At 73.2% G+C, this 19,240-nt stretch carries 13 protein-coding genes, 2 tRNA genes and 1 pseudogene; 9 read left to right on the plus strand and 7 right to left on the minus strand.

Annotation, left to right across the window (positions count from 1 at the left end; translation table 11 throughout):
• Positions 1–45 precede the first annotated feature (45 nt).
• The 5 genes from A949_RS0102665 (at position 46) to A949_RS0102685 (ending at position 5,163) form a co-directional block, all read left to right on the plus strand.
• A complete protein-coding gene (locus A949_RS0102665) occupies positions 46–1,425 on the plus strand; it encodes an FtsK/SpoIIIE domain-containing protein (RefSeq protein ID WP_019354463.1) in 1,380 nt (459 codons plus the stop codon).
• Between the two features lie 47 nt (positions 1,426–1,472).
• The gene (locus A949_RS0102670) at positions 1,473–2,147 is read left to right on the plus strand and encodes a DUF2637 domain-containing protein (protein WP_019354464.1); all 675 of its coding nucleotides are present in this window, start codon (positions 1,473–1,475) and stop codon (positions 2,145–2,147) included.
• Between the two features lie 99 nt (positions 2,148–2,246).
• The gene (locus A949_RS0102675) at positions 2,247–3,734 is read left to right on the plus strand and encodes a replication initiator (protein WP_051019373.1); all 1,488 of its coding nucleotides are present in this window, start codon (positions 2,247–2,249) and stop codon (positions 3,732–3,734) included.
• Positions 3,725–3,913, plus strand: a complete 189-nt coding sequence (locus A949_RS0102680; protein ID WP_106428718.1) for a helix-turn-helix domain-containing protein — start codon at positions 3,725–3,727, stop codon at positions 3,911–3,913. Before A949_RS0102675 ends, A949_RS0102680 begins: the two co-directional genes overlap by 10 nt.
• Complete coding sequence (locus A949_RS0102685) at positions 3,913–5,163, plus strand: site-specific integrase (protein ID WP_019354467.1); 1,251 nt, start codon at positions 3,913–3,915, stop codon at positions 5,161–5,163. Before A949_RS0102680 ends, A949_RS0102685 begins: the two co-directional genes overlap by 1 nt.
• An 86-nt stretch (positions 5,164–5,249) precedes the next feature.
• Here the strand turns inward: A949_RS0102685 and A949_RS0102690 are convergent.
• Together A949_RS0102690 and A949_RS0102695 are read right to left on the minus strand one after the other, a co-directional pair.
• Positions 5,250–5,322: transfer RNA gene (locus A949_RS0102690), tRNA-Arg, on the minus strand.
• A 284-nt stretch (positions 5,323–5,606) separates the two neighbouring features.
• Positions 5,607–5,698: transfer RNA gene (locus A949_RS0102695), tRNA-Ser, on the minus strand.
• 420 nt (positions 5,699–6,118) lie between these two features.
• Here A949_RS0102695 and A949_RS0102700 point away from each other — a divergent pair.
• Entirely contained in the window at positions 6,119–6,640 is a 522-nt protein-coding gene (locus tag A949_RS0102700) for an SSI family serine proteinase inhibitor (protein WP_019354468.1), read from the plus strand.
• 510 nt (positions 6,641–7,150) lie between these two features.
• Positions 7,151–12,052, plus strand: coding sequence for a PAS domain-containing protein (locus A949_RS0102705; RefSeq protein WP_019354469.1), 4,902 nt, complete (start codon positions 7,151–7,153; stop codon positions 12,050–12,052).
• 142 nt (positions 12,053–12,194) lie between these two features.
• Here the strand turns inward: A949_RS0102705 and A949_RS0102710 are convergent, their stop codons facing one another.
• From A949_RS0102710 to A949_RS0102730, 5 genes are all read right to left on the minus strand, one after another.
• Positions 12,195–13,853 carry a long-chain fatty acid--CoA ligase gene (locus A949_RS0102710; protein WP_019354470.1) on the minus strand — a complete coding sequence of 553 codons (1,659 nt, stop codon included), beginning with the start codon at positions 13,851–13,853 and terminating at the stop codon, positions 12,195–12,197.
• A gap of 360 nt (positions 13,854–14,213) precedes the next feature.
• A complete protein-coding gene (locus A949_RS0102715; protein ID WP_430523536.1) occupies positions 14,214–14,858 on the minus strand; it encodes a SigE family RNA polymerase sigma factor in 645 nt (214 codons plus the stop codon).
• Between the two features lie 146 nt (positions 14,859–15,004).
• The gene (locus tag A949_RS0102720; protein ID WP_106428719.1) at positions 15,005–16,114 is read right to left on the minus strand and encodes a glycoside hydrolase domain-containing protein; all 1,110 of its coding nucleotides are present in this window, start codon (positions 16,112–16,114) and stop codon (positions 15,005–15,007) included.
• A 362-nt stretch (positions 16,115–16,476) separates the two neighbouring features.
• The gene (locus tag A949_RS0102725) at positions 16,477–16,758 is read right to left on the minus strand and encodes a hypothetical protein (RefSeq protein ID WP_019354473.1); all 282 of its coding nucleotides are present in this window, start codon (positions 16,756–16,758) and stop codon (positions 16,477–16,479) included.
• 679 nt (positions 16,759–17,437) lie between these two features.
• Positions 17,438–18,085: a TIGR03086 family metal-binding protein gene (locus A949_RS0102730; protein ID WP_019354474.1), complete on the minus strand. Its 648-nt coding sequence runs from the start codon at positions 18,083–18,085 to the stop codon at positions 17,438–17,440.
• 483 nt (positions 18,086–18,568) lie between these two features.
• On the opposite strand from A949_RS0102730, the gene A949_RS0102735 reads away from it, so the two are divergent.
• Both A949_RS0102735 and A949_RS32230 read left to right on the plus strand, forming a co-directional pair.
• A complete protein-coding gene (locus A949_RS0102735; RefSeq protein WP_019354475.1) occupies positions 18,569–18,901 on the plus strand; it encodes a hypothetical protein in 333 nt (110 codons plus the stop codon).
• Between the two features lie 132 nt (positions 18,902–19,033).
• Positions 19,034–19,240: pseudogene (locus A949_RS32230) on the plus strand (ATP-binding protein); the annotation flags it as partial.

Here is a 19,240-nt window from a genome sequence, read left to right on the forward strand (position 1 = left end):
CTCGCTTGAGCTGGCCGGCGCTCCGCAGTTCGGGGAGGTCGGCCAGTGAGGGCGGTTGATCTGGTCGGGGCGGTCCTGGCTCTGAGCGCCATATGGGCGCTGTGGTGGGTGCTGCGCTACGTGCGGGCCGACCGGATGATGCGGGCGAGTATCCGTCAGGCGGTCCGGGTCCGGTTCGGCTGGCGGCGGCTGGCTCCGATGGCGGGCCTGTCGGTGCAGGACAAGACACCCCCGGCTGTGGTGATCTCGCAGGGCGGGAAGGTGCCCAAGCCTCGGGTGATCATTCCCAAGGTCAAGGTCCGGCCGGACCGGTACGGGGTCGTGGTCCGGGCGACGTGTGTACCGAAGGTGAGTCTGGCGGAGTTCCAGAAGGCGGCCCCGTACCTGGCGGACGCCTGGCGGTGTACTCGCGTTTCGGTGCTGCCCGACAAGCCGGGACAGCTCGTCGTGCGTGGTGTGCGCGTGGACCCGCTCATCGTGCCCACTGAACACGTCCCGACGGGGGAAGTGCCGGAAGAGCTGGCCCGGTGGCACCTGGGGCTTGATGAGTACGCGCAGCCGATGAGCGTGGACCTGTCGGACGTTCCCGGCGTCACCGTCGCTGGTCTGCCCGGCTATGGGAAGACCTCGCTGGTCAACCGGTTCATCTGCGATACGGCGCCCTCGGCGGCGGTGCAGTTCGCCTTCGCCGACGGCAAGGTCACCTCCTCCCACGAGGGCGACTACGCAGATCTGGCCCAGCGGGCGTTCGCCTTCGTCGGTGACGACCTGGCCGACGCGAACGCCCTGTTCAAACGGCTGGTGGAGCTGCGGCGGGCTCGCTCGGCGTCCGTCCGGGCTGTGCTCGGTGTCAAGAACATGTGGCACGTCGGGCCCTCGGACGCCTGGCCGCTGGTGGTGCTGGTGGTGGACGAAGCACACACGTACTTCCGCGACTACAAGGGCTCTGACCCGCAGACGAAGAAGCTCGCCGCGCTGGCTGCCGAGAACGCCCGGCTGGTTGAGGACCTGGTGAAGAAGGGCCGCAGCGTCGGCATGCTGGTGCTCATCGCCACGCAGAAGGCGACCGGCGACGCCATCCCCACCTTCATCCGCGATGTGTGCCCGGTGGGCCTGTCCTTCGCGCAGAAAACCGCTGAGGCTGCGGTGGTGGCCCTGGGTGAGGACATCCGCAACTGGCCGGACGCCAACCCGACCGCCCTCCAGGACCCGGCCTACGTCGGCGTCGCCTCCATGGCACACCAGGGACGGCCCGGCTTCGCCCGCATCCGCACTCCGTACGTCGCCGACACGGACACGGCGCGCATCGCCACCGACAGCTCCCACCTGACCCGCGACCCGGCCCAACTCCTCGAAGCGCTGACCGGTCCGAGCGTCCTGCTGCGGGACCGACTCAGCAAGGACGACGGCGCGGAAGCGGCATGACCCCTCGCCCTCGACCCGACGACCCATCGAAAGGAGGTGACATCCCTATGACAGAGGACCGGATCACGCAGCGCACGGTGATCGTGGTCATGGGCGTCATCGCCTGCCTGGCGTTCGTGTTCTCGTTCGGCAACGTCTGGGCGCTGGCGCTTCGCCTCGGCGTCCCCGGGCCCATCGCTCCGCTGATCGCCCCGATGGTCGACCTGTCGGTGACCGGTCTCCTGGTGGCTCTCTGGTACCTGTCCCTGCGCGGTGTTCCCGCCGCTCAGCTCAAGGGCGCCACGCGCCTGATGCACCTGTCCGGGCTGCTGACGCTGGCCCTCAACATCGCCGAACCCCTCGCCGCCGGGCACTACGGGCGCGCTGCCGTGGACACCGTGGCGCCCGTGCTCCTCCTCGGCTGGGGAGCGGTCGGCCCGCAACTCCTACGCCACCTCCACGCCGCAACTCGGCCGGCACCCATCGCCGAACCGGCTGCGGAGCCCACATCGACCCCGGCCCCGGCTCCGGCTCCTGCTCCGGCTCCTGCTCCGCCAGAAGCACCCACCCAGCCGAAGGAAACCGGCGTCGCGGTGCCCGAGCCGCTGATGGACGCGGCCCGCTCCATCGCCGCCGCCTACCTGTCCGAGCACGGCCGACCGATCACGGCCGGACAGTTGCGCACCCGGCTCGGCGTCGCGCTGCCGCTGGCCACTGCCGCACACGCACAACTCACCGCCTGACAAACCTTCCGGCGCTCCCTCTCCTCCCCTGCCCCGACCGGGCGCGGTCCGTCATGCCCCGGACCGCGCCCCGGTCCTCCCCTGGGCCGCCCAGGGCCCATGAAAGGACACACCTTCTCCGTGAACGACCGTCCGTCCCTGCGCCACCTGGCGAGCCTGGCCCTTCGAGATCTGATCGACCTTGCCCAGCGGCCGGACTTCGACCGCGTGGAAGAACAGATTCGCCGAGTCCGCGGCTGCACCCACCCGGTCAACCTCGTCGGCCAAACAGCCATCCTCGACGCCGACACCCACACCATCCTGCACTCGTACTCGACGGCCGACGAACCAACCGGACGCCTGCTGACCGCCTGCGGTAACCGCCGTGCCTCGCGCTGCCCGTCCTGCTCACGCCTCTACGCGGCCGACACCTACCACCTGGTCAAGGCCGGACTGTCCGGCGGCAAGACCGTGCCCGAGACCGTCCGCGAACACCCCCGCGTCTTCGCCACCCTCACCGCCCCCTCGTTCGGACCGGTGCACAACCGCTGCACCACCGACGCGGGCAAGGCCCTGCCCTGCCGCTGCGGCACCGTCCACACCACCGACGCCCCAGAGCTGGGCACACCGCTGATCCCGGCCACCTACGACTACTCCGGCGCCGTGCTGTGGAACGCCCATGCCGGAGCCCTGTGGGCTCGCTTCACCACCTACCTGCGCCGCGAGCTGGCCGCCCACCTGGGCATGACGCAAAAGGCGCTGAACGCAGCGCTCAAGGTTTCCTTCGCCAAGGTCGCCGAGTACCAGAAGCGCGGCCTGGTCCACTTCCATGCCGTGATCCGCCTCGACGGCCCCGACGGCCACACCGACGCACCACCGACCTGGGCCACCACCGACGCACTCACCCACGCGATCGCCAACGCAGCCCAACGCTGCGTACTCACGATCTCCTCCGACGCCATCGGAGAACGCGAAATGCGCTGGGGTACCCAGCTCGACATCCGGGAGATCGCCGCCCTCGGCGACGGCGAACTCACCGATCAGAAAGTCGCCGCCTACGTCGCCAAGTACGCCACCAAGAGCGCTGAAGCCTCCGGCACCGTCGACCGGCCGGTGCGCTGCCGCCACTGCACCGGCCACGGCTACATCACCGGCCCGGACGGCTTCCACGACCTGTGCGACACCTGCGACGGCACGGGCCAGTCCGAACCCATCGCCCTGCTGCCCGTGCACCGCCACGCACGCCAGATGATCCGCACTGCCTGGGCCCTTGGCCACCTGCCGGAATTCGCAGACCTCAAGCTCTGGCGCTGGGCCCACATGCTCGGCTTCCGAGGCCACTTCTCCAGCAAATCCCGCCGCTACTCCACCACCCTCGGCGCCCTCCGCGATGTCCGCCGTGCCTGGCGGGCGGCACAGGCACAACCGGCCGGCGCACCCCCGGAAACCGAGGACGACGAAACCACCCTCGTCCTCTCCCACTGGAAGTACCTGGCCTCCGGCTACAGCCCCGGCGAAGAACTCATCGCCGCCCAAGCCCGCCACGACATCGCCCAAGCCCGCGACGAAGACCAACGCCGCAAAACGGAAGGAGACCCGTGGCTGTGACTACCGGACTGCTCAACGTCGACCAGGTCGCCGCCCGACTCCAAGTGAGCCGCTGGACGGTCTACAACCTGATCCGCTCCCGCGAACTGGCCTCCTTCACCATCGGCCGCTGCCGCCGCATCGCCGAGTCCGCACTGCACGACTACATCGCACGACAGACCGAACGAGAGGCTGCCTGATGGCCAAGGCCAAGAGGAACGTCAACGGGGAAGGCACCATCTACCAGCGCAAAGACGGGCGCTGGGAAGGCACTGCATTTGTCCTGGCCACGGACGGCACGTACAAGCGCCGCAGCGTCTACGGCAAGACCTGGGAAGACGCGCACGACAAGCTCACCCGGCTCAAGGCCAACTCCCACAGCGGCCTGCCCATCGCCGCGAGCAAGATGACCCTGAGCGAGTACCTGACGTACTGGCTCACGCACGTGGCCAAGGTCAAGGTCCGCAAGACCACCTACGTCAACTACGAATCGCTGGTCCGCAACTACATCGCGCCGGGCCTCGGGAAGAAGAAGATCGCGCGGCTGTCCGCCCGGGACATCCGGGCCTTCCTCGTGAAGACCGCCCAGACCTGCCAGTGCTGCGCACAGGGCAAGGACAAGAACCGTCCCAAGGCGAAACAGCGCTGCTGCGCCCTCGGCCAGTGCTGCCGGAAGGTGCCGTCAGACCGCACGGTCCGCTTTCTGCTGGTGATCCTCCGGGCGGCCCTACAGCATGCCGTGCGCGAGGACGAGCTGCCCCGGAACGTCGCGAAGAACGTGGAGCTGAGCATGGGCACGAAGCGCGAGATCGAACCGCTCACCGCCGCCGAGGGGCGACAGCTCCTGGCCGCCGCCCGGGGCAATCGGCTGTGGGCCGCCTACGAGCTGGCGGTACGGCTCGGCCTGCGGCGGGGTGAGCTGCTGGGTCTGCGGTGGGAAGACGTGGATCTGTTCGAGGGCGTACTGACCGTGCGGCAGGCGCTTCAGAGGGTCGGCGGTGAGTTGGTCATCGTCCCGCCGAAGACCCAGCGGTCCGCGCGCCGTATTCCGCTTCCCCGCGAGTGCGTCACCGCGCTCCGCGCCCAGCGGGCACAGCAGCTCGCAGACAAGCGGCTGGCCGGGGAGAAGTGGCGGGGAGACGGTAGCGGGCTGATCTTCACCACGAAGAACGGCACCCCGATCGAGCCCCGTAACCTCAACCGCTCGTTCGAGGCGTTGTCGGCGCGCGCCGGGGTGCGGAAGGTCCGCTTTCACGACCTGCGGCACACCTGTGCCTCGCTGCTGCATGAGCAGGGTGCCAATGCCCGGACGATCATGCAGGTCCTCGGGCACAGCTCAATCCGAGTGACCATGGACATCTACACCTTCGTGCGCCTGGACGAACAGCGCGACGCGATCGGACGGCTGGGAGACGCCCTCAACGAGGACAACGACCCCACCGATTCATGATCCGCTAGGTGGTTGCCGTCAAAACTGCCGTCAACGGGATACATCAAGGGCCCTGTTCGATACCGAACAGGGCCCTTGATCTGCTGCGCGCTCGGCAGGATTCGAACCTGCAACCTTCTGATCCGTAGTCAGATGCTCTATCCGTTAAGCTACGAGCGCTTGTCGTCCGGCGGTTTTCTTGCCGGTCGGCGTTGCGGGAACAACATTACATGACCTGCGGTCCCAGGCGAAATCCATTACCCGCAGCCCGACTGACCTGCGAAAACGCACCCACGAGGGGGCTTCGGGTGCGGACCGGCCCCTTGTCGTCCCAGTCGCCCGGCAGGGGCTCGGAGGCGTGAAGGTGGCGGGGAGACTGCCCCGGAACGAGTGAAGCCCCGGACGGAGCCGGGGCTTCGGTGATCTTGAGGTCCGTATGCGAGCACGGACCCGTAGACCTCAAGCGGAGGCTGAGGGATTTGAACCCTCGATCAGGGGGTCACCCCGAAACCGCATTAGCAGTGCGGCGCCATAGACCAGACTAGGCGAAGCCTCCAGACACACTCCGAGCGCCCGCAGGCGCGACAAAGTGTGTGCTGATGATGGCACAACCCTGGGGGCTGTCTCCAATCGGCTCCCACCGTACTCGGTCCGCGGACCCCTGGGCAAAGCACTTCGGCGGCCGGCGGGGAGGGGAGGCGCGGCCGGCCTCCGCGACGCTCGCCGCAACGCGCCCCGGCCGCGCGCCCCGGCCGAGCGGCTCCGGGCCCTGCGGCGGGGGCACCCGCGCCGGCGGTGCGCCCATCCGGGGCGCGTCCCGGGCTCGGACGGGGCCGGACGGGTCCGTCCGCGCAACGGCGAGCCGGAAGCGGCGTTGAACACGGCGGGGGCGTACTCGCGGCGCCCCCGTCCCCTCGCCCTCGCGGAGTCGCCCCGTCCGGCCGGGCGGGAGCGCTCCCGACCTCTGGAGCCAGCCATGCCGCGCCGCACCGCCCCCGTACTCCTCCGCATCCGCCCTCTTCTCACCCTCACCGCGGTCACCTCGGCGACGGCCGGACTGCTCGCCCTCCTCGGGGCGCCCGAGGCATCCGCTGCGGGTCGGGCAACCGCCCCCGCGACCGCTCCCGGCGAAGCCGCGGCAACCATGTCTCCCGCGGACCGGCGCCCGGCCGCCGATCTGACCTTCACCGTGACCCGCAGCGGGCGGGCCGCGCGGGACGGGTCGTACACCCTGCGCTGCCACCCGGCGGGCGGCGAGCACCCCGCGCCGGGCCGGGCCTGTGCCGCGCTGGACCGGGCGGCTTCGGAGGGCAGGGACCCGTTCGCGCCCGTACCGGGGGACGCGGTCTGCACGATGATCTACGGCGGCCCCGCGCAGGCCCATGTGACGGGCTCCTGGCGCGGGCGGAAGGTCGACGCCCGGTTCAGCCGGACCAACGGCTGCGAGGTGGCGCGGTGGAACCGCCTCGTTCCGGCACTGCCCCGGACCTCCTTCTGATCCTCCCCGGACCCCCTCCGGGTCTCCTCCGGGCGCGGACAAAACCCCTCCACCCGGACGCCAAGCGGAACGACTAGCTCCGCAGCGTCCGGAGGAAGCGTCCGCAGGAGCCGCGTCCGCGCCCCGCGCGAGCCCCGGACAGTGGCCACGACGCAGCCGCGGACAGCGGCCGGAAGTCACCCCTGGCCGGCGACCGGAAGCCGCCTTGACGGAGGTGCCCGGCAGAGACCCCGGCGGGGGACCGGAAGGGTGGTCCGGCGGCGTTCGGCGTACTCGCCTCCGTGCGCCGCCCGTTGGGCACAGAGCGCTCCGAGGACTGCCGTCCGGGCCCCCGTACCAGGTGACCTCTCTCGCATCCGGCGCCGCGCCCGAAAGGGTGGCCCGTAGACTCCCCCTAGTGACACGCCCGGGGTGAACGGCAGACTGGCAGCCGTGACCTGACCGGACCAACTGGGAAGAAACGGGCGGAAGGTCACGCGCACCTGAGGTCAGCAGGAGGGAATTGTCGCCGTGAGCAGCAGGCCATCCCGAGGCGCTGCTCGCCTCGCCGCCATACTCGACGCACTGCCCGACGCGCTGCTCCTGGTGAACTGCAACGGCACGGTGGTGAACGCCAACGCCATCGCGCTGGAGACCCTGGAGACGCCCGGCACGGCGCTCGTGGGGCGCGGGCTGCTGGACCTGCTGCCCGAATTCGACTCGAAGCGCATCCCGGGGTCGATGCGGCGCCCGGACGAGGCCGAACAGAGCCAGGAGCGGCAGAAGCCGACCCGGATGGTGGCACGGCGCACCGACGGCAGCGAGTTCCCGGTCGAGGTGACCAGCGCGAACCTGGAGGACGGCCGGACGCCCTACGCCTCCGCGATCGAAGCCGCCTTCGCCGACAATCCGGGCGGCGGGTACACCGGCGACGAACTGCTGATGCTCGTCGTACGCGATCTCACCGGCACCCTCGACACCGAGGCCGAACTGGCGCGCCAGCAGCGTCAGACGGAGATGATCCTGCGTGCCGCCTCGGAGGGTGTCGTGGGGGTGGACTCCGAGGGCCGGGTGGTGCTCGTCAACCCGTCGGCGGCGCAGATCCTCGGCTACCGCGCCAGCGACCTCGGCGGCCAGGAACTGCACCCCCTGGTGCACCACTCGCGCCCCGACGGCACCCCGCTGCCGTTCGAGGAGACCCCGTTGGCGGACAGCCTGCGCTCGGGGCGCAAGCACCGGGTGCGGGCCGGGCAGGTGCTGTGGGCGAAGGACGGACGCGCGGTGCCGGTCGACATGACGACGGCCCCGGTGCGGGACGGCGAGCAGCTGGTCGGCGCGGTGCTGACGTTCACCGACCGCCGCCCCTACGACGCGGTCGCCGAGCGGCAGGCGCAGTTGCGGGCCGTGCTGGAGGAGTCGCTGCGCGGACCGCTGGAGCAGCTCCGCCAGGAGCTGTCGGGGCTGTCGTCCGACCCGGCGGCGCAGTTGTGGCCGGAGGCGAACCAGATCCTCCACCATCTGTCGGCGGGCTACGCCCGGATGACGACGCTGGTCGACAACGTGCTCGGCTACCAACGGCTGGATTCCGGCCAGGAACGGCTGCGGACCGAGCCGGTGCCGATGGACGCGGTGGTCTCGGCCGGCGTCGAGGGCGCCACGGAACTGATCGGTCCGGGGCGCGCGCAGTTCGCCGTGCACGCCCCGCCGATCGAGGCCGAGGTCGACCCGGAACGGCTCGCGGTGGCACTGGCGCACCTGATCGCGGATGTGGCGGGCGTGGACGCGACGGGTCGTGCGCAGGCCGCGCCGCCGCCCGGCGCCGATCCGACGATCGTGGTCGCGGCGGCGCAGCGGGGCGAGGTGGTCCGCATCGAGGTGCGCGGCCCGTACAGCGGTGGCAGTCCGGTGCACGAGCCGCTGGTGCGCGGCATCGTCGCCCGGCACGGCGGCGTGCTGCAGACCCACGAGGTACCGGGTTCGGCGGGCGGCAGCGCATACGTGCTGGAAGTGCCGGTCAAGGCGGTCGGCGACACGGCCAGGCAGTCCGGCAGCCGCGCCCGCAGGGGCGGCCCGGCCGACACGGACGGGTCCGGGACAGGCGACGGCCAGGGCGGGACGTCCGGTGCGGGCCGCGCGGCCGGCGGCGGTCACGCGGCGGGCGGCGACTCGACCGGCGGCGGTGCCCACGGCCGGTCGGGCAGCCACGCGCGGGGCGGCGGCCGTGCCCGCGGGGGCGCCTCGCACGGCGGCGAGGCCGGCGCCTTCGGAATGCCGGGCGTGCTGCCCGGTGCGAAGCACGGCGAGACGACGGTCATGCCCGTACCGGCGGCCCCGGCGCGAGGTGTCGTGGGGCAGGCGCCGGAGGGCACCGCCCGAAGCGGCCCCCCGGCCGCCCTCCCGGCACCGATCGAACGCCCCGGCGCGCAGGGCCAGGGCCAGGGCGACAGTACGTCGGCGGCGGCGCTGGAGCCGGTGACCGATCCGCGGCAGGCGCGAACCGGGCTCGCCCAGGTGCCGGACCCACGCCAGAGCATGGAACTCACCGCCGGCCCGGGTCCGTCCGCGCCCGGCGGGGCCCCCGGCAGCGCTCCCGGGACCGTGCCGCCCGCGCTGGGTCCCGCCCCGTCCCCCGGGGGTGCCCGGCCGGACGCCGGGAACACGCAGCCGGGCGCCGGGGGCGCGCAGTCCGATGCCGGGCCCGTCGAGGGCCTGTCGGCGGTGCCCGGCCGTCCGGTCGCGCCCGTGCCCGCGCAGCGCCCGCATCAGCAGGACCCCCACGACGACGGCTCCGGCTCGACCCCTGACATGCCCCGGCCCACCGGGCGGCGGCGCGGACGCCCGAGTCCGGCGGAGGAGCAGCTCGCACAGCCGCCCTACGAGGGCGGGTCGGGACCCGATGGCGGATCCGGAGCGCTCGAACTGCCCGCGGGCGCCCCGAGCGGGAGCACCTCCGTGCCGGTGGCGGCACAGGGGACCGGTCGGCGCGCCCGGCGTGCGCTGGGGGAGCGCACGGAGACCGCTCACGGCCCGCAGGATGTTGCAGAGGCGCAGGCTGCGGCAGAGGCCGGCGGCGTGGTGCCCGAACTGCCCGGCCAGCGCGAACTGCCGGGGCAGCCCGGCCCGCAGGACACGAGCGGCGCCGGGGCCGAAGAGACCGCGGGCGGTCCGGAATTCTCAGCGGCCGACGGCGGGCGCAGGGCACGGCGCATCGCAGCGGCCCGCGCCCGGGCGGAGGCGGCGGAGGCCGAGGCCCAGCAGGCTCCGCGCCACGCGCCGTTCGCACTCCCCCCGGCCGCCTCGGAGGCGGGCCCCGTGTCCCCGGTCCAGGGCACCGGTGCCGAACCCGGAATCGGTTCCGGCGCTGACGCCGACGCCGGTCGGCTGCCTTCGGGAGCCCCGGCGGAAGCCGCGGGCGGCGGCACCACGCCCCCGCCCGGCTCACTCCCGGGCCTCCCCGGCGCGGCCCCGGGGCCGGTTCCGGGACCGTTCCCGGCGCCCGGTGCGGAGCCGGGGGCTGCGGCGGACGATCCGGCGTACGCCCCACATCCGGCGCCCCCCGCACCCGACGGCGGCGGTCCGGGCGCGCCACCCCAGGCCGTACCCGGCAGGTGGGCGGCTCCGGGAACCGGCGCACCGGAAGCCGCAGGCCCTGAGGCCGCGGGCCACGACGGAAGCGTGCCCCCTCCCGGAGGCCTCCCCGCGGACGGAGGCGTGCCCGCCGGCGGACCACCGGACACGGGCGGAGCAGCAGATGCCCCCGACCCGCGCGAGGAGACCGGCGAACCGCGGCGCGAGGACTCCTCGGTGGTCGCCGCCAGCCCGATCCTGGGCGGCGGGGCGCTCCCGGACCAGCAGCAGGCCGGGGCGCCGCAGGCGCACGCGCCCTCCTCCCGGCCGGAGCAGGGACAGCCGGGTGAGACGGGCTCCTACGAGACCGGCCCGGGCCCCCGCGTGCGGACGCTGGGGCAGGGGGTCCCGTTCGCCGAGCGGATGGCCGAGCAGTCCGCGGCCCAGGCCCAGCAGTGGCCACCGGGGCAGCATTCGACGCCCTCGGCCATGTCGGCCATACCGTCCACCCCGTCGACCCCCGCAGCGCCGGCCGGCTCCGGCCGCCGCCGCAAGCTGGCCACCCCGGAGGAACGCACGCAGGGCACCCCCGCGCCCGGTACCCAGGGGGGCGCTCCGGCGGGCGCGCCCCGGAGCGGCGGCCCGACCGGCGCGCCGCAGGGCGGTGCCGGCTCGTCGGCGGAGGCGCCGCACGGGCTGCCCCGTCCGGATGCGGCTCCGGGCCAGGGCCGGGCCTGGCCGGGGCTGCCGGGACAGGCGCAGGCCCAGGGGCAGACGCAGGCACCGGGACAGGCCCGTCCGCAGCCGCACGGGCAAGTACCGCCGCAGGGACAGCCCGGCGCCAGGCCGGGGCCGATGCCGCTGCCGCAGCCCCAGGCAGGTCCCCCAGGAGCACCCGGTGCCCCGGCGTCAGGCCGTCCGGGCCCGGACCAGGCCCAAGGGCAGCTCCAGGGGCAGCTCCAGGGTGGGCAGGCGCAGGGCAGGCACGGTGGTCCCCAGGAGTTCGCCGTCGGCGGCCCCGACGGCGGGCCGGGCGCGGAACTGGCGGAGGGACCGGAGCCGCTGGACGGCCCGGACAGCCCTGTCGAGGTGACGGACGGGCGGGGCTTCGGCGTACCGCCGCACGCAATGGACGACGAGCTGCCACCCGAGCCGCTCGACAACCCACGGCGGCTGCTGGTCTGGCCGGAGCCGGACGTCTCCACCCAGCAGGCGCTCTCGGACCGCGGCTACCGCCCCGTCCTGGTGCACTCGCGCGAGGAGGTGGACGCGCAGATCGCCGCGTATCCGGCCGCGCTGTTCGTCGACCCGCTGACCGGACCGATCACCAGGACCGCGCTGCAGTCGCTGCGTACGGCGGCAGTCGCCGCCGAGGTGCCGGTACTGGTGACGGCGGGACTGGGCCAGGCCACCCGGGAGGCGGCCTACGGCGCCGACCCCGCGGTGCTGCTGAAGGCGCTCGCGCCGCGCGACAGCGAGCAGCATCCGCCGCGGGTACTGCTGGTGGAGGAGGAGCAGGCGATCGCGGCGGCCTTCGCGGCGACCCTGGAGCGGCGCGGCATGCAGGTCGCGCACGCGCCGACGGACGCGGAAGCGGTGCAGGTCGCCGCCCAGGTCCGGCCGAACCTCGTGGTGATGGATCTGATGCAGGTGCGGCGTCGGCGGGCCGGCATCATCGACTGGCTCCGGGTGAACGGAATACTCAACCGGACTCCGTTCGTCGTCTACACCTCGGCCGGTCTGGACCCGGACGAGCTGCCGCGGCTGGCCTCGGGCGAGACGGTGCTGTTCCTGGCCGAGCGCTCGACCAGCGCGGAGGTGCAGGCGCGGATCGTCGACCTGCTGACGAAGATCGGCGCGAACTGAGCCACCGGGATCGGCCCGGACCGGCCCACCGGCGCCGCCCGGAGTCCGCCCCGGCGGCCCGGGTGCCGCCTCCGGCACGCCCCGGACGCCGTACGTCGGGCGCGCCCTCGGCGGGCGCGCCCGACGTACGGCTGCTCCGCGCTCAGCGCAGCTTGGTCACCTTCAGCTCACCCGCCGCGTACTGGCGGCGCAGCACCTTCTTGTCGAACTTGCCCACGCTCGTCTTGGGCACGGCCTCGAGCGTGACCCAGCGTTCGGGAAGCTGCCAGCGGGCGATGGTCGTGCCGAGGAAGGTGCACAGCTCCTCGTAGGCCAGGGGCTCGCAGCCTTCCCTGAAGACGACGCCGGCCAGCGGACGTTCGCCCCACTTCTCGTCGGTGACGGCGACGACGGCGGCCTCGGCGACCGCCTCGTGCGCCATCAGCGCGTTCTCCAGCTCGACGGACGAGATCCACTCACCGCCGGACTTGATCACGTCCTTGGCCCGGTCGGTGAGCGTCAGGTAGCCGTCCGGGCTGATGACTCCGACGTCGCCGGTGCGCAGCCAGCCGTCCGGGCTGAACTTCTCCTCGGGACGCAGCGGAGGCTCGCCCACACCGCCGAAGTAGGCATCGGCGATCCAGGGGCCGCGTACCTCCAGCTCGCCCGGCGAGGAGCCGTCCCAGGGAGCGAAGCCGCCGCCCGGAGCCGCCAGGCGGGCCTCCACTCCTGCGGGGAAGCGGCCCTGGGTGACCCGGTAGGGCCACTCCTCCTCGGGGGTCAGGCCGCCCGGCGGGTGGGCGAGACTGCCCAGCGGGGACGTCTCGGTCATCCCCCAGGCATGGCAGACCCGGACGCCGTGCAGGTCCTCGAAGGCCCGCATCATGCTCCGCGGGCAGGCGGAGCCGCCGATGGTGACGGTCTTCAGGCTGGAGATGTCACGTGGCGTGGCGGCGAGCTCGTCCAGCAGTCCCTGCCAGATGACGGGGACTGCTGCCGCGTGGGTGGGCCGTTCCGCGGCGATCATCTCGGCGATCGGCCCGGGCTGGAGGAAGCGGTCGGGCATGAGCATGCTGACGCCGGTCATGAAGACCGCGTGCGGCAGCCCCCAGGCGTTGACGTGGAACATCGGCACCACAGGGAGCGTCGTGTCGGCCGTGGTCAGCCCCATCGACTCGGCCATGTTGACCTGCATGGAGTGCAGGTAGACGGAGCGGTGCGAGTAGACGACGCCCTTGGGGTCGCCGGTGGTGCCGGAGGTGTAGCACATGGCCGCCGCCGTGCGCTCGTCCAGCTCGGGCCAGTCGTAGTCGGTCGGACGCCCGGCGAGCAGTTCCTCGTAGTCATGGACCTGGGCCGGGCAGTCGGCCAGCACCGAGGTGTCGCCGGGGCCCACGACCACGATGTGCTCGACGGTCTCCAGCCGGGGCAGCAGGGGCGCCAGCAGCGGGAGCAGGGTTCCGTTGACCAGGACGACGCGGTCGGCAGCGTGGTTGACGATGAAGACGAGCTGCTCGGCGGGCAGCCGGAGGTTGAGCGTGTGGAGCACGCCGCCCATGGAGGGGATCGCGAAGTACGCCTCCACATGGTGCGAATTGTTCCACATGAGAGTTGCGACCCGGTCCTCCGGTCGCACCCCCAGTGCGTCCCGCAGGGCGTGGGCGAGCTGCGCGGCGCGTTCCCCGGTCGCCCGGAAGGTCGTGCGGTGCGGCTCGGCCTCGCCGGTCCACGTGGTGATCCGCGCGTCCCCGTGGACGGTCATTCCGTGGCGCAGGATGCGCGAGATGGTCAGCGGTACGTCGTCCTGCATCGTGCTCAGCACCGGGGCCTCCCCATGGGCGGTGGATACGCGGAGCGGACGCATGCCGTGCGGTGCACGCCCGGTGCGCTCACGCAGGGGAGCGGTTACGCACAGGTGTGGATTTACGCACGGGTAATGCGTCGGTTTCGCGGAAGCCTGCCACCGACCGCTCGGTATGTCACGGGGTCCTGTGCGGATCCGTCGCCGATCCCGGATCGCGGACCGCCGTCGAACCCGGCCGCTGGCCCGTCCCCCAGGGCTCGTACTCCGTCCCCCTGCCCCCTGTCCCCTGTCCCCTGTCCCCCGGGCACCCTCCGGGAGTTCCCTTCCGGCCGCCCGCCCGGCGGGGCGCCCCCGGCCGGCTGCCGGCTCGCCCCGGGTTCAGGCCGCGACGGCCTCCTGAGCCGGGGTGTCGGCCGCGGGGCCGGTCCCGGGAGCGTCCGTGCGGACGTCGGCTGCGAGCTGCGGGTCCTCCCGCAGCTTGGCCAGCGCACGTGAGACGGCGCTCTTGACCGTGCCGACGGAGACGCCGAGCACCTCGGCGGTCTGTATCTCGCTCAGGTCCTCGTAGTAGCGCAGCACCACCATGGCGCGCTGCCGCGCGGGCAGCTTGAGCACCGCTCGCCACATGGCGTCCCGGACGGCCTGCTGCTCGGCCGGGTCGGGCGCGGGCAGCGGGTCGGGCTCCGGCAGCTCCTCGCAGGAGAACTCGTCCACCTTGCGGCGGCGCCACTGCGACGTGCGGGTGTTGACCAGCGCCCGGCGGACGTAGCCGTCCAGCGCGCGGTGGTCCTCTATCCGCTCCCAGGCCAGATAGGTCTTCGTCAGTGCCGTCTGGAGCAGGTCCTCGGCGTCACTGGGATTGGCCGTCAGGGAGCGGGCGGTGCGCAGCAGCACCGGGCCGCGCGCTTGGACGTAGGAGGTGAACGTCAGTGGCTGTCCCCCGGAGCCTGGCTGCACCGCAAGGGACCGCGCGTGCTTCGCATTGAAGGTCCGGGGAGTCCGAACTGTCCCAGGCGTGGTCATGGCATCCACGCTAGGAGTCGAGCGGCCTCCCCGGATCGCCCGAAGGTCCCGATGCCGCGTCCGCCTCAGGGTGTAGTGGTGGTGCTTCCTACACCTCCTGAAGGTGGAGAGAATCCACCAGGCGGATCAGGGTGTGCCGGGGCCGGTCATCCGACGACCGCCACCGGCGCGTCCACGAGGTTCTGGTCGATCTGCACCGTGTGGCCGCCGTAGGTGCGCTTCACGTTGCCCGTGTGCTGGTGGATGCGGCGGTGCGGCTGCCACGCCTCCGGATCGAGGTTGCGCTCCCCGTCGACGGACGGCTCGGTGCGCCAGCGGGCGAACCACACCGCCGACGGCAGCCCCCGGGCGCCCGCGGCGCGGGCCTTCTCCAGGTGCGCGATGCCGAAGTCCGCGCTGCTGTAGAAGCCGGCGACATACCCCTCCGCGCGCACCGCGCTGTTCCACCCCTGGATGAAGCGCAGCGTGGTGTCGGCGCACTTCCGCTGCTTGTACCGGTACGCCTCCATGTCGAGGTAGACGGCGCTGTTCCTGCCCATTCCGAGCTTCTCCGCCTGGCGTACCGCGTCCAGCCCCTCGCGCTTCCCCTGCCCGTAGGGGTCCTTGTCGGACATCCGGAACCTGCGCTTGTTCTTGGCGATGACGCAGGGCGCCTGCGAGCCCACGTAGACCGGCATCAGCTTCCAGCCCTGCCGGTCGACCGTGCGCACCCAGTCCGGGCTCAGATGCTTCTGCTTCGGGCACGCTCTGCCGCGGCCGCCGATGTAGACGCCGACGGCGCCGAACGGCGAGGTGCCGTGCCAGGCCCGCATGGTGTCCGCCGAGGGGGCCTGGCAGGTGTCGAAGGCGTTGCCGCGGAAGATCTGCGCCCCGAACTCGCGGGGGTCGCCCCGTACCAGGGAGGGCTGGTCCCCCGTGTCGGCGCCGGGCGCCCCCGGGTCGGCGGGCGCGTCCGGCGCGGCCGGGTCGTCCAGTCCCCGGGAGTCGCCGGACTCGCTCCCGGCGTCTCCCGGTTCCACCGTTTCTCCCGGTTCGCGCGGTTCCCGCGGCGCCGGCTCCCCGGGCGTCGGCGCACCGCCACCGGGGGCGGGGGCGGACGGGGTGCCGTCCGCGGCGGGAGCGGCGGGGCGGTAGGCGGCGGAGTCGGGGGCAGCGGGTTCGGCACCGGAGGCGGGGACAGCACCTCCGGTGAGCACAGTGGCGAGCGCGACCGACAGCAGGGCGGCTCGTCGCATCATCTGATTTTTGGTCGCCATGGGCCGAGTGAACGAGCCGGCACCCGCGGAACCGGTCAGGCACGCCCACCGCGTGCCACGATTCAGCCATCTGCCGCGCATCTCCTGGGCTCCTCGCGTCTGCGCGATCGCAGGAGGAGCACCGGCGGAGCACCGGAGGCGCCCGGAGAGGACCGGGAGCGCCGGAGGGAGTGCGCAGCGGCTGCGCACCACTGCTGCTGACACAGCGCGGGGCGGCACAGGCCCAGCCCAGCGCAGCGCGGAAGGATCCGGGAAACGGGGGCGGGCACGGCGACCGCGCGTCCGCGACAGCATCGCGAACGCGCGGCCTAAGCCCATCCCCACGAGCGGCCGGCCGCTCGGAGCGACCGGCCGTCAGCCCGTCACCACATGTTGCTGAAGACGACGGTGGCGGTCTCGTTGTGCGTCTCGTTGACCTGGTTCACGACGGCACCGTTCCCGTTGACGGTGGCGTTGTTGGCGTTGTTGGTGTTGTTCCCGTTGCCCACCGCGCCCTGCACCTGGGAGCTGGAGCTCGCGTTGGAGTTGGATCCGTCGTCCGCGAGGGAGCCGTTGTCCGCCTGGGCCACGCCGGACATGACGGCGAAAGCGAACGGAAGGGCGGCGGCCGCCGCGATGACGCGGGCGGTACGGATGCGTGCCATGTTCATTCCTCCAGGAACGGTAAGTGCGCCACGAGGGACGCTGCACCGGAAGTGCGTTGCTGCCGTGAACAGTTGGCCCGCTGTCCGCGGCTTCGCTTGCGACGTCGCGGGTCCAGAGTTGCCCACGGCACCCAGGACGGATTCGCCCGGACGGCCTCATTCCCCCGCACGTATGACGAGCTGTCGATAAACCCCCTGTACGCCCCCAAGCCCGTCTTTCCGCCCCCTGCTCCCACCCCGCTGCGGTCGTTCCCGCACGTCGGAGCGAGATCGGCGGCAGGAGCCCGGCCGTCGGCGAAGACAGCTCCGCGCGGGCTTGCGTGCGCATATCCGAACGACAGGGGCAGAGCTGACCGATCCGAAGCTCGTCCGGCGGCGCCCGACCGCCCGCGGCGACAGGCGGGAAACCCGTGCCTCGACCCCGCCACCCGCCCACCGCGGCACGGAGAGCACCCGCCGACCGCCACCCGTGCCCCTGTCCCCTTCCCCCGCAGGGCCCGGACCCGGCGCTCGCCCCACCGCGCGCGCCGCCGTCCGAGCGCCGCCCCGAACCATCCCGCCACCCCGGGCCACCCCGCCGGGGCCTACGCCCGACGGCACCCGGGTGCGCACACCGTCAGGCCGGCACCCCGCAGCCCGGCACCCCGTCGGGCCGACGCCGCGTCAGGCCGACGCCGCGTCAGGCCGACGGACGCCAGCTCGGATTCCGCCCGGCCAGGCCCACGATCCTGTCGAGCAGCGGGGCGTCCGCACCGACGTGCACGACCGGCCCGAAGATCCCCTGCTCCCCGTCCTCCGTGACCGCACCGGCCAGAAAGCTGTGGACGGCGCGCAGACTCGGCTCGTCCAGCTCGTACTCCTGCCCGGTGGCCCGCGCCAGGTCCCAGCCGTGCACCACGAGCTCGTCGAGCGTGACCAAGCCGCCCTCCGTCCCCGTCAGGGTGATGCCGCCCGCCTGCGTACTGCCCGTCCAGGCGTCGGGCGCCGACCACGCCACGGCCAGGTCCGCCAGCGAGTGCGGCAGGCTCTCGCGCCAGTCGTCGGGGAGCTGCTCTCCCGAGGATGCGCCCGGAGCCTGGGCCGTGCCCTCGCCCACCTCCTTGCGCGCGGTGCGCTGCAGGCCCACCGCCAGCCGGCCGATGTGCCGGAGCAGGTCCCGTACGGCGAACTCCGCGCAGGGCGTGGGGGCGCCGAGCTGGTCGTCCCCCACCCCGGTCACCACCGCCGCCGCGCGACGCGCCGCCGGACGCAGGTCGACGGGGACGTCCTCCCCGCCGCCCGATCCGGCCCCCGCCCCGGACATCGCGTCACTGACACCGTCCACCATGCCGCTCGCCTCCCATTCCGCGGATACGTCGCTGCCGCCGGAGTGAGGTGCCCGCGCGACGGCCGCCGCGCCCCGGCGCCACCCCCTGCGGAACGACGCCTGAGCCGGACAGCCGTGCGGCCGTGAACACCCCGTGACAACAGCCTCCGCCTCTGCAGACCATCCGGCACGGCGGATCTCATCGCTCCCGGCCCCCGCACCACGCCGCTGCGGTTGGCCGCCCCGGCTCCCGGCCGGGTGCCGTACGGCCGCCGCGCGGGAAGAGCCCTTCGCGGGTGCTCCGCCGTACGGGTGGATCAGCTACCTGCACACCCGGAGCGGGGAGCCGCGGACTGCGGGGCGGGATCCACCCGCACGCCCGGTGGCAGGCGTGCCCGGCGTGCCCGGCGCGCCCCCGCACTCCGGGTCAGCTGCCCGTTTCCCGCGGGTCTACTGGGGAATGATCCATACAAGGGGAATCTCGGAGCTTCTGGGGGGTAGCTCATGGGGGATGCGTCGCGGCCGCGTCGCACCAGCGCGGAGGCAGCCGACACGGACGCCGCAGCGGGCGCCGGAGCCGCGGCGGAGCGGGCCTCGGGCCGCACCGGCGCGCGCGCACCGCTCCCGCAGCGCGATCCCGGCCGGTTCGCCGACGGGCCCCCCGACCCACTCCTCTCGCTGCTGGACAAGGTCACCCGCGGGGAGACGGTTCCGGCTCCCGGGAGCCGAACCGCCGGAAACCGCCCGGACGGCGAGGAACGCGACCCACGCGAGGAGGAGTGGCGGGAACACGACCGTCACGGCCCGTACGGGCAGGGCCGTCGCCGCAGGAACTGACGGGCGCTCCGTTCCGCCGCCCCTCCCCGACGCAGCGCCCGCCCCAGGGCCCATGCGGCGCGCCCGCCGGGCCTGCGCAGAACGGTGCCCTCCCAGGAGCCGCCGCGAGACGCGGGGCCGCGGCGCGCGCACGTGCACCAGCCCCACGTCCAGCTGTCCTACGAGGACGACATTCGAGGACGCGGGCTGGCCCTCGGCAGCGCTCTCGCTGACCACGTTGAGGCACGCGGCGACGACGAACACGGCAACATGGTCACCGCCAAGCTCCGCAGCGGCTCGCTGACCGGCATCCCGGGCCACCGCATTCTGTCGAGGCTCGGACATGTTGAGCAGTCACGT

It is taken from the genome of Streptomyces sp. AA1529, assembly GCF_000280905.1.
GTDB lineage: Bacteria > Actinomycetota > Actinomycetes > Streptomycetales > Streptomycetaceae > Streptomyces.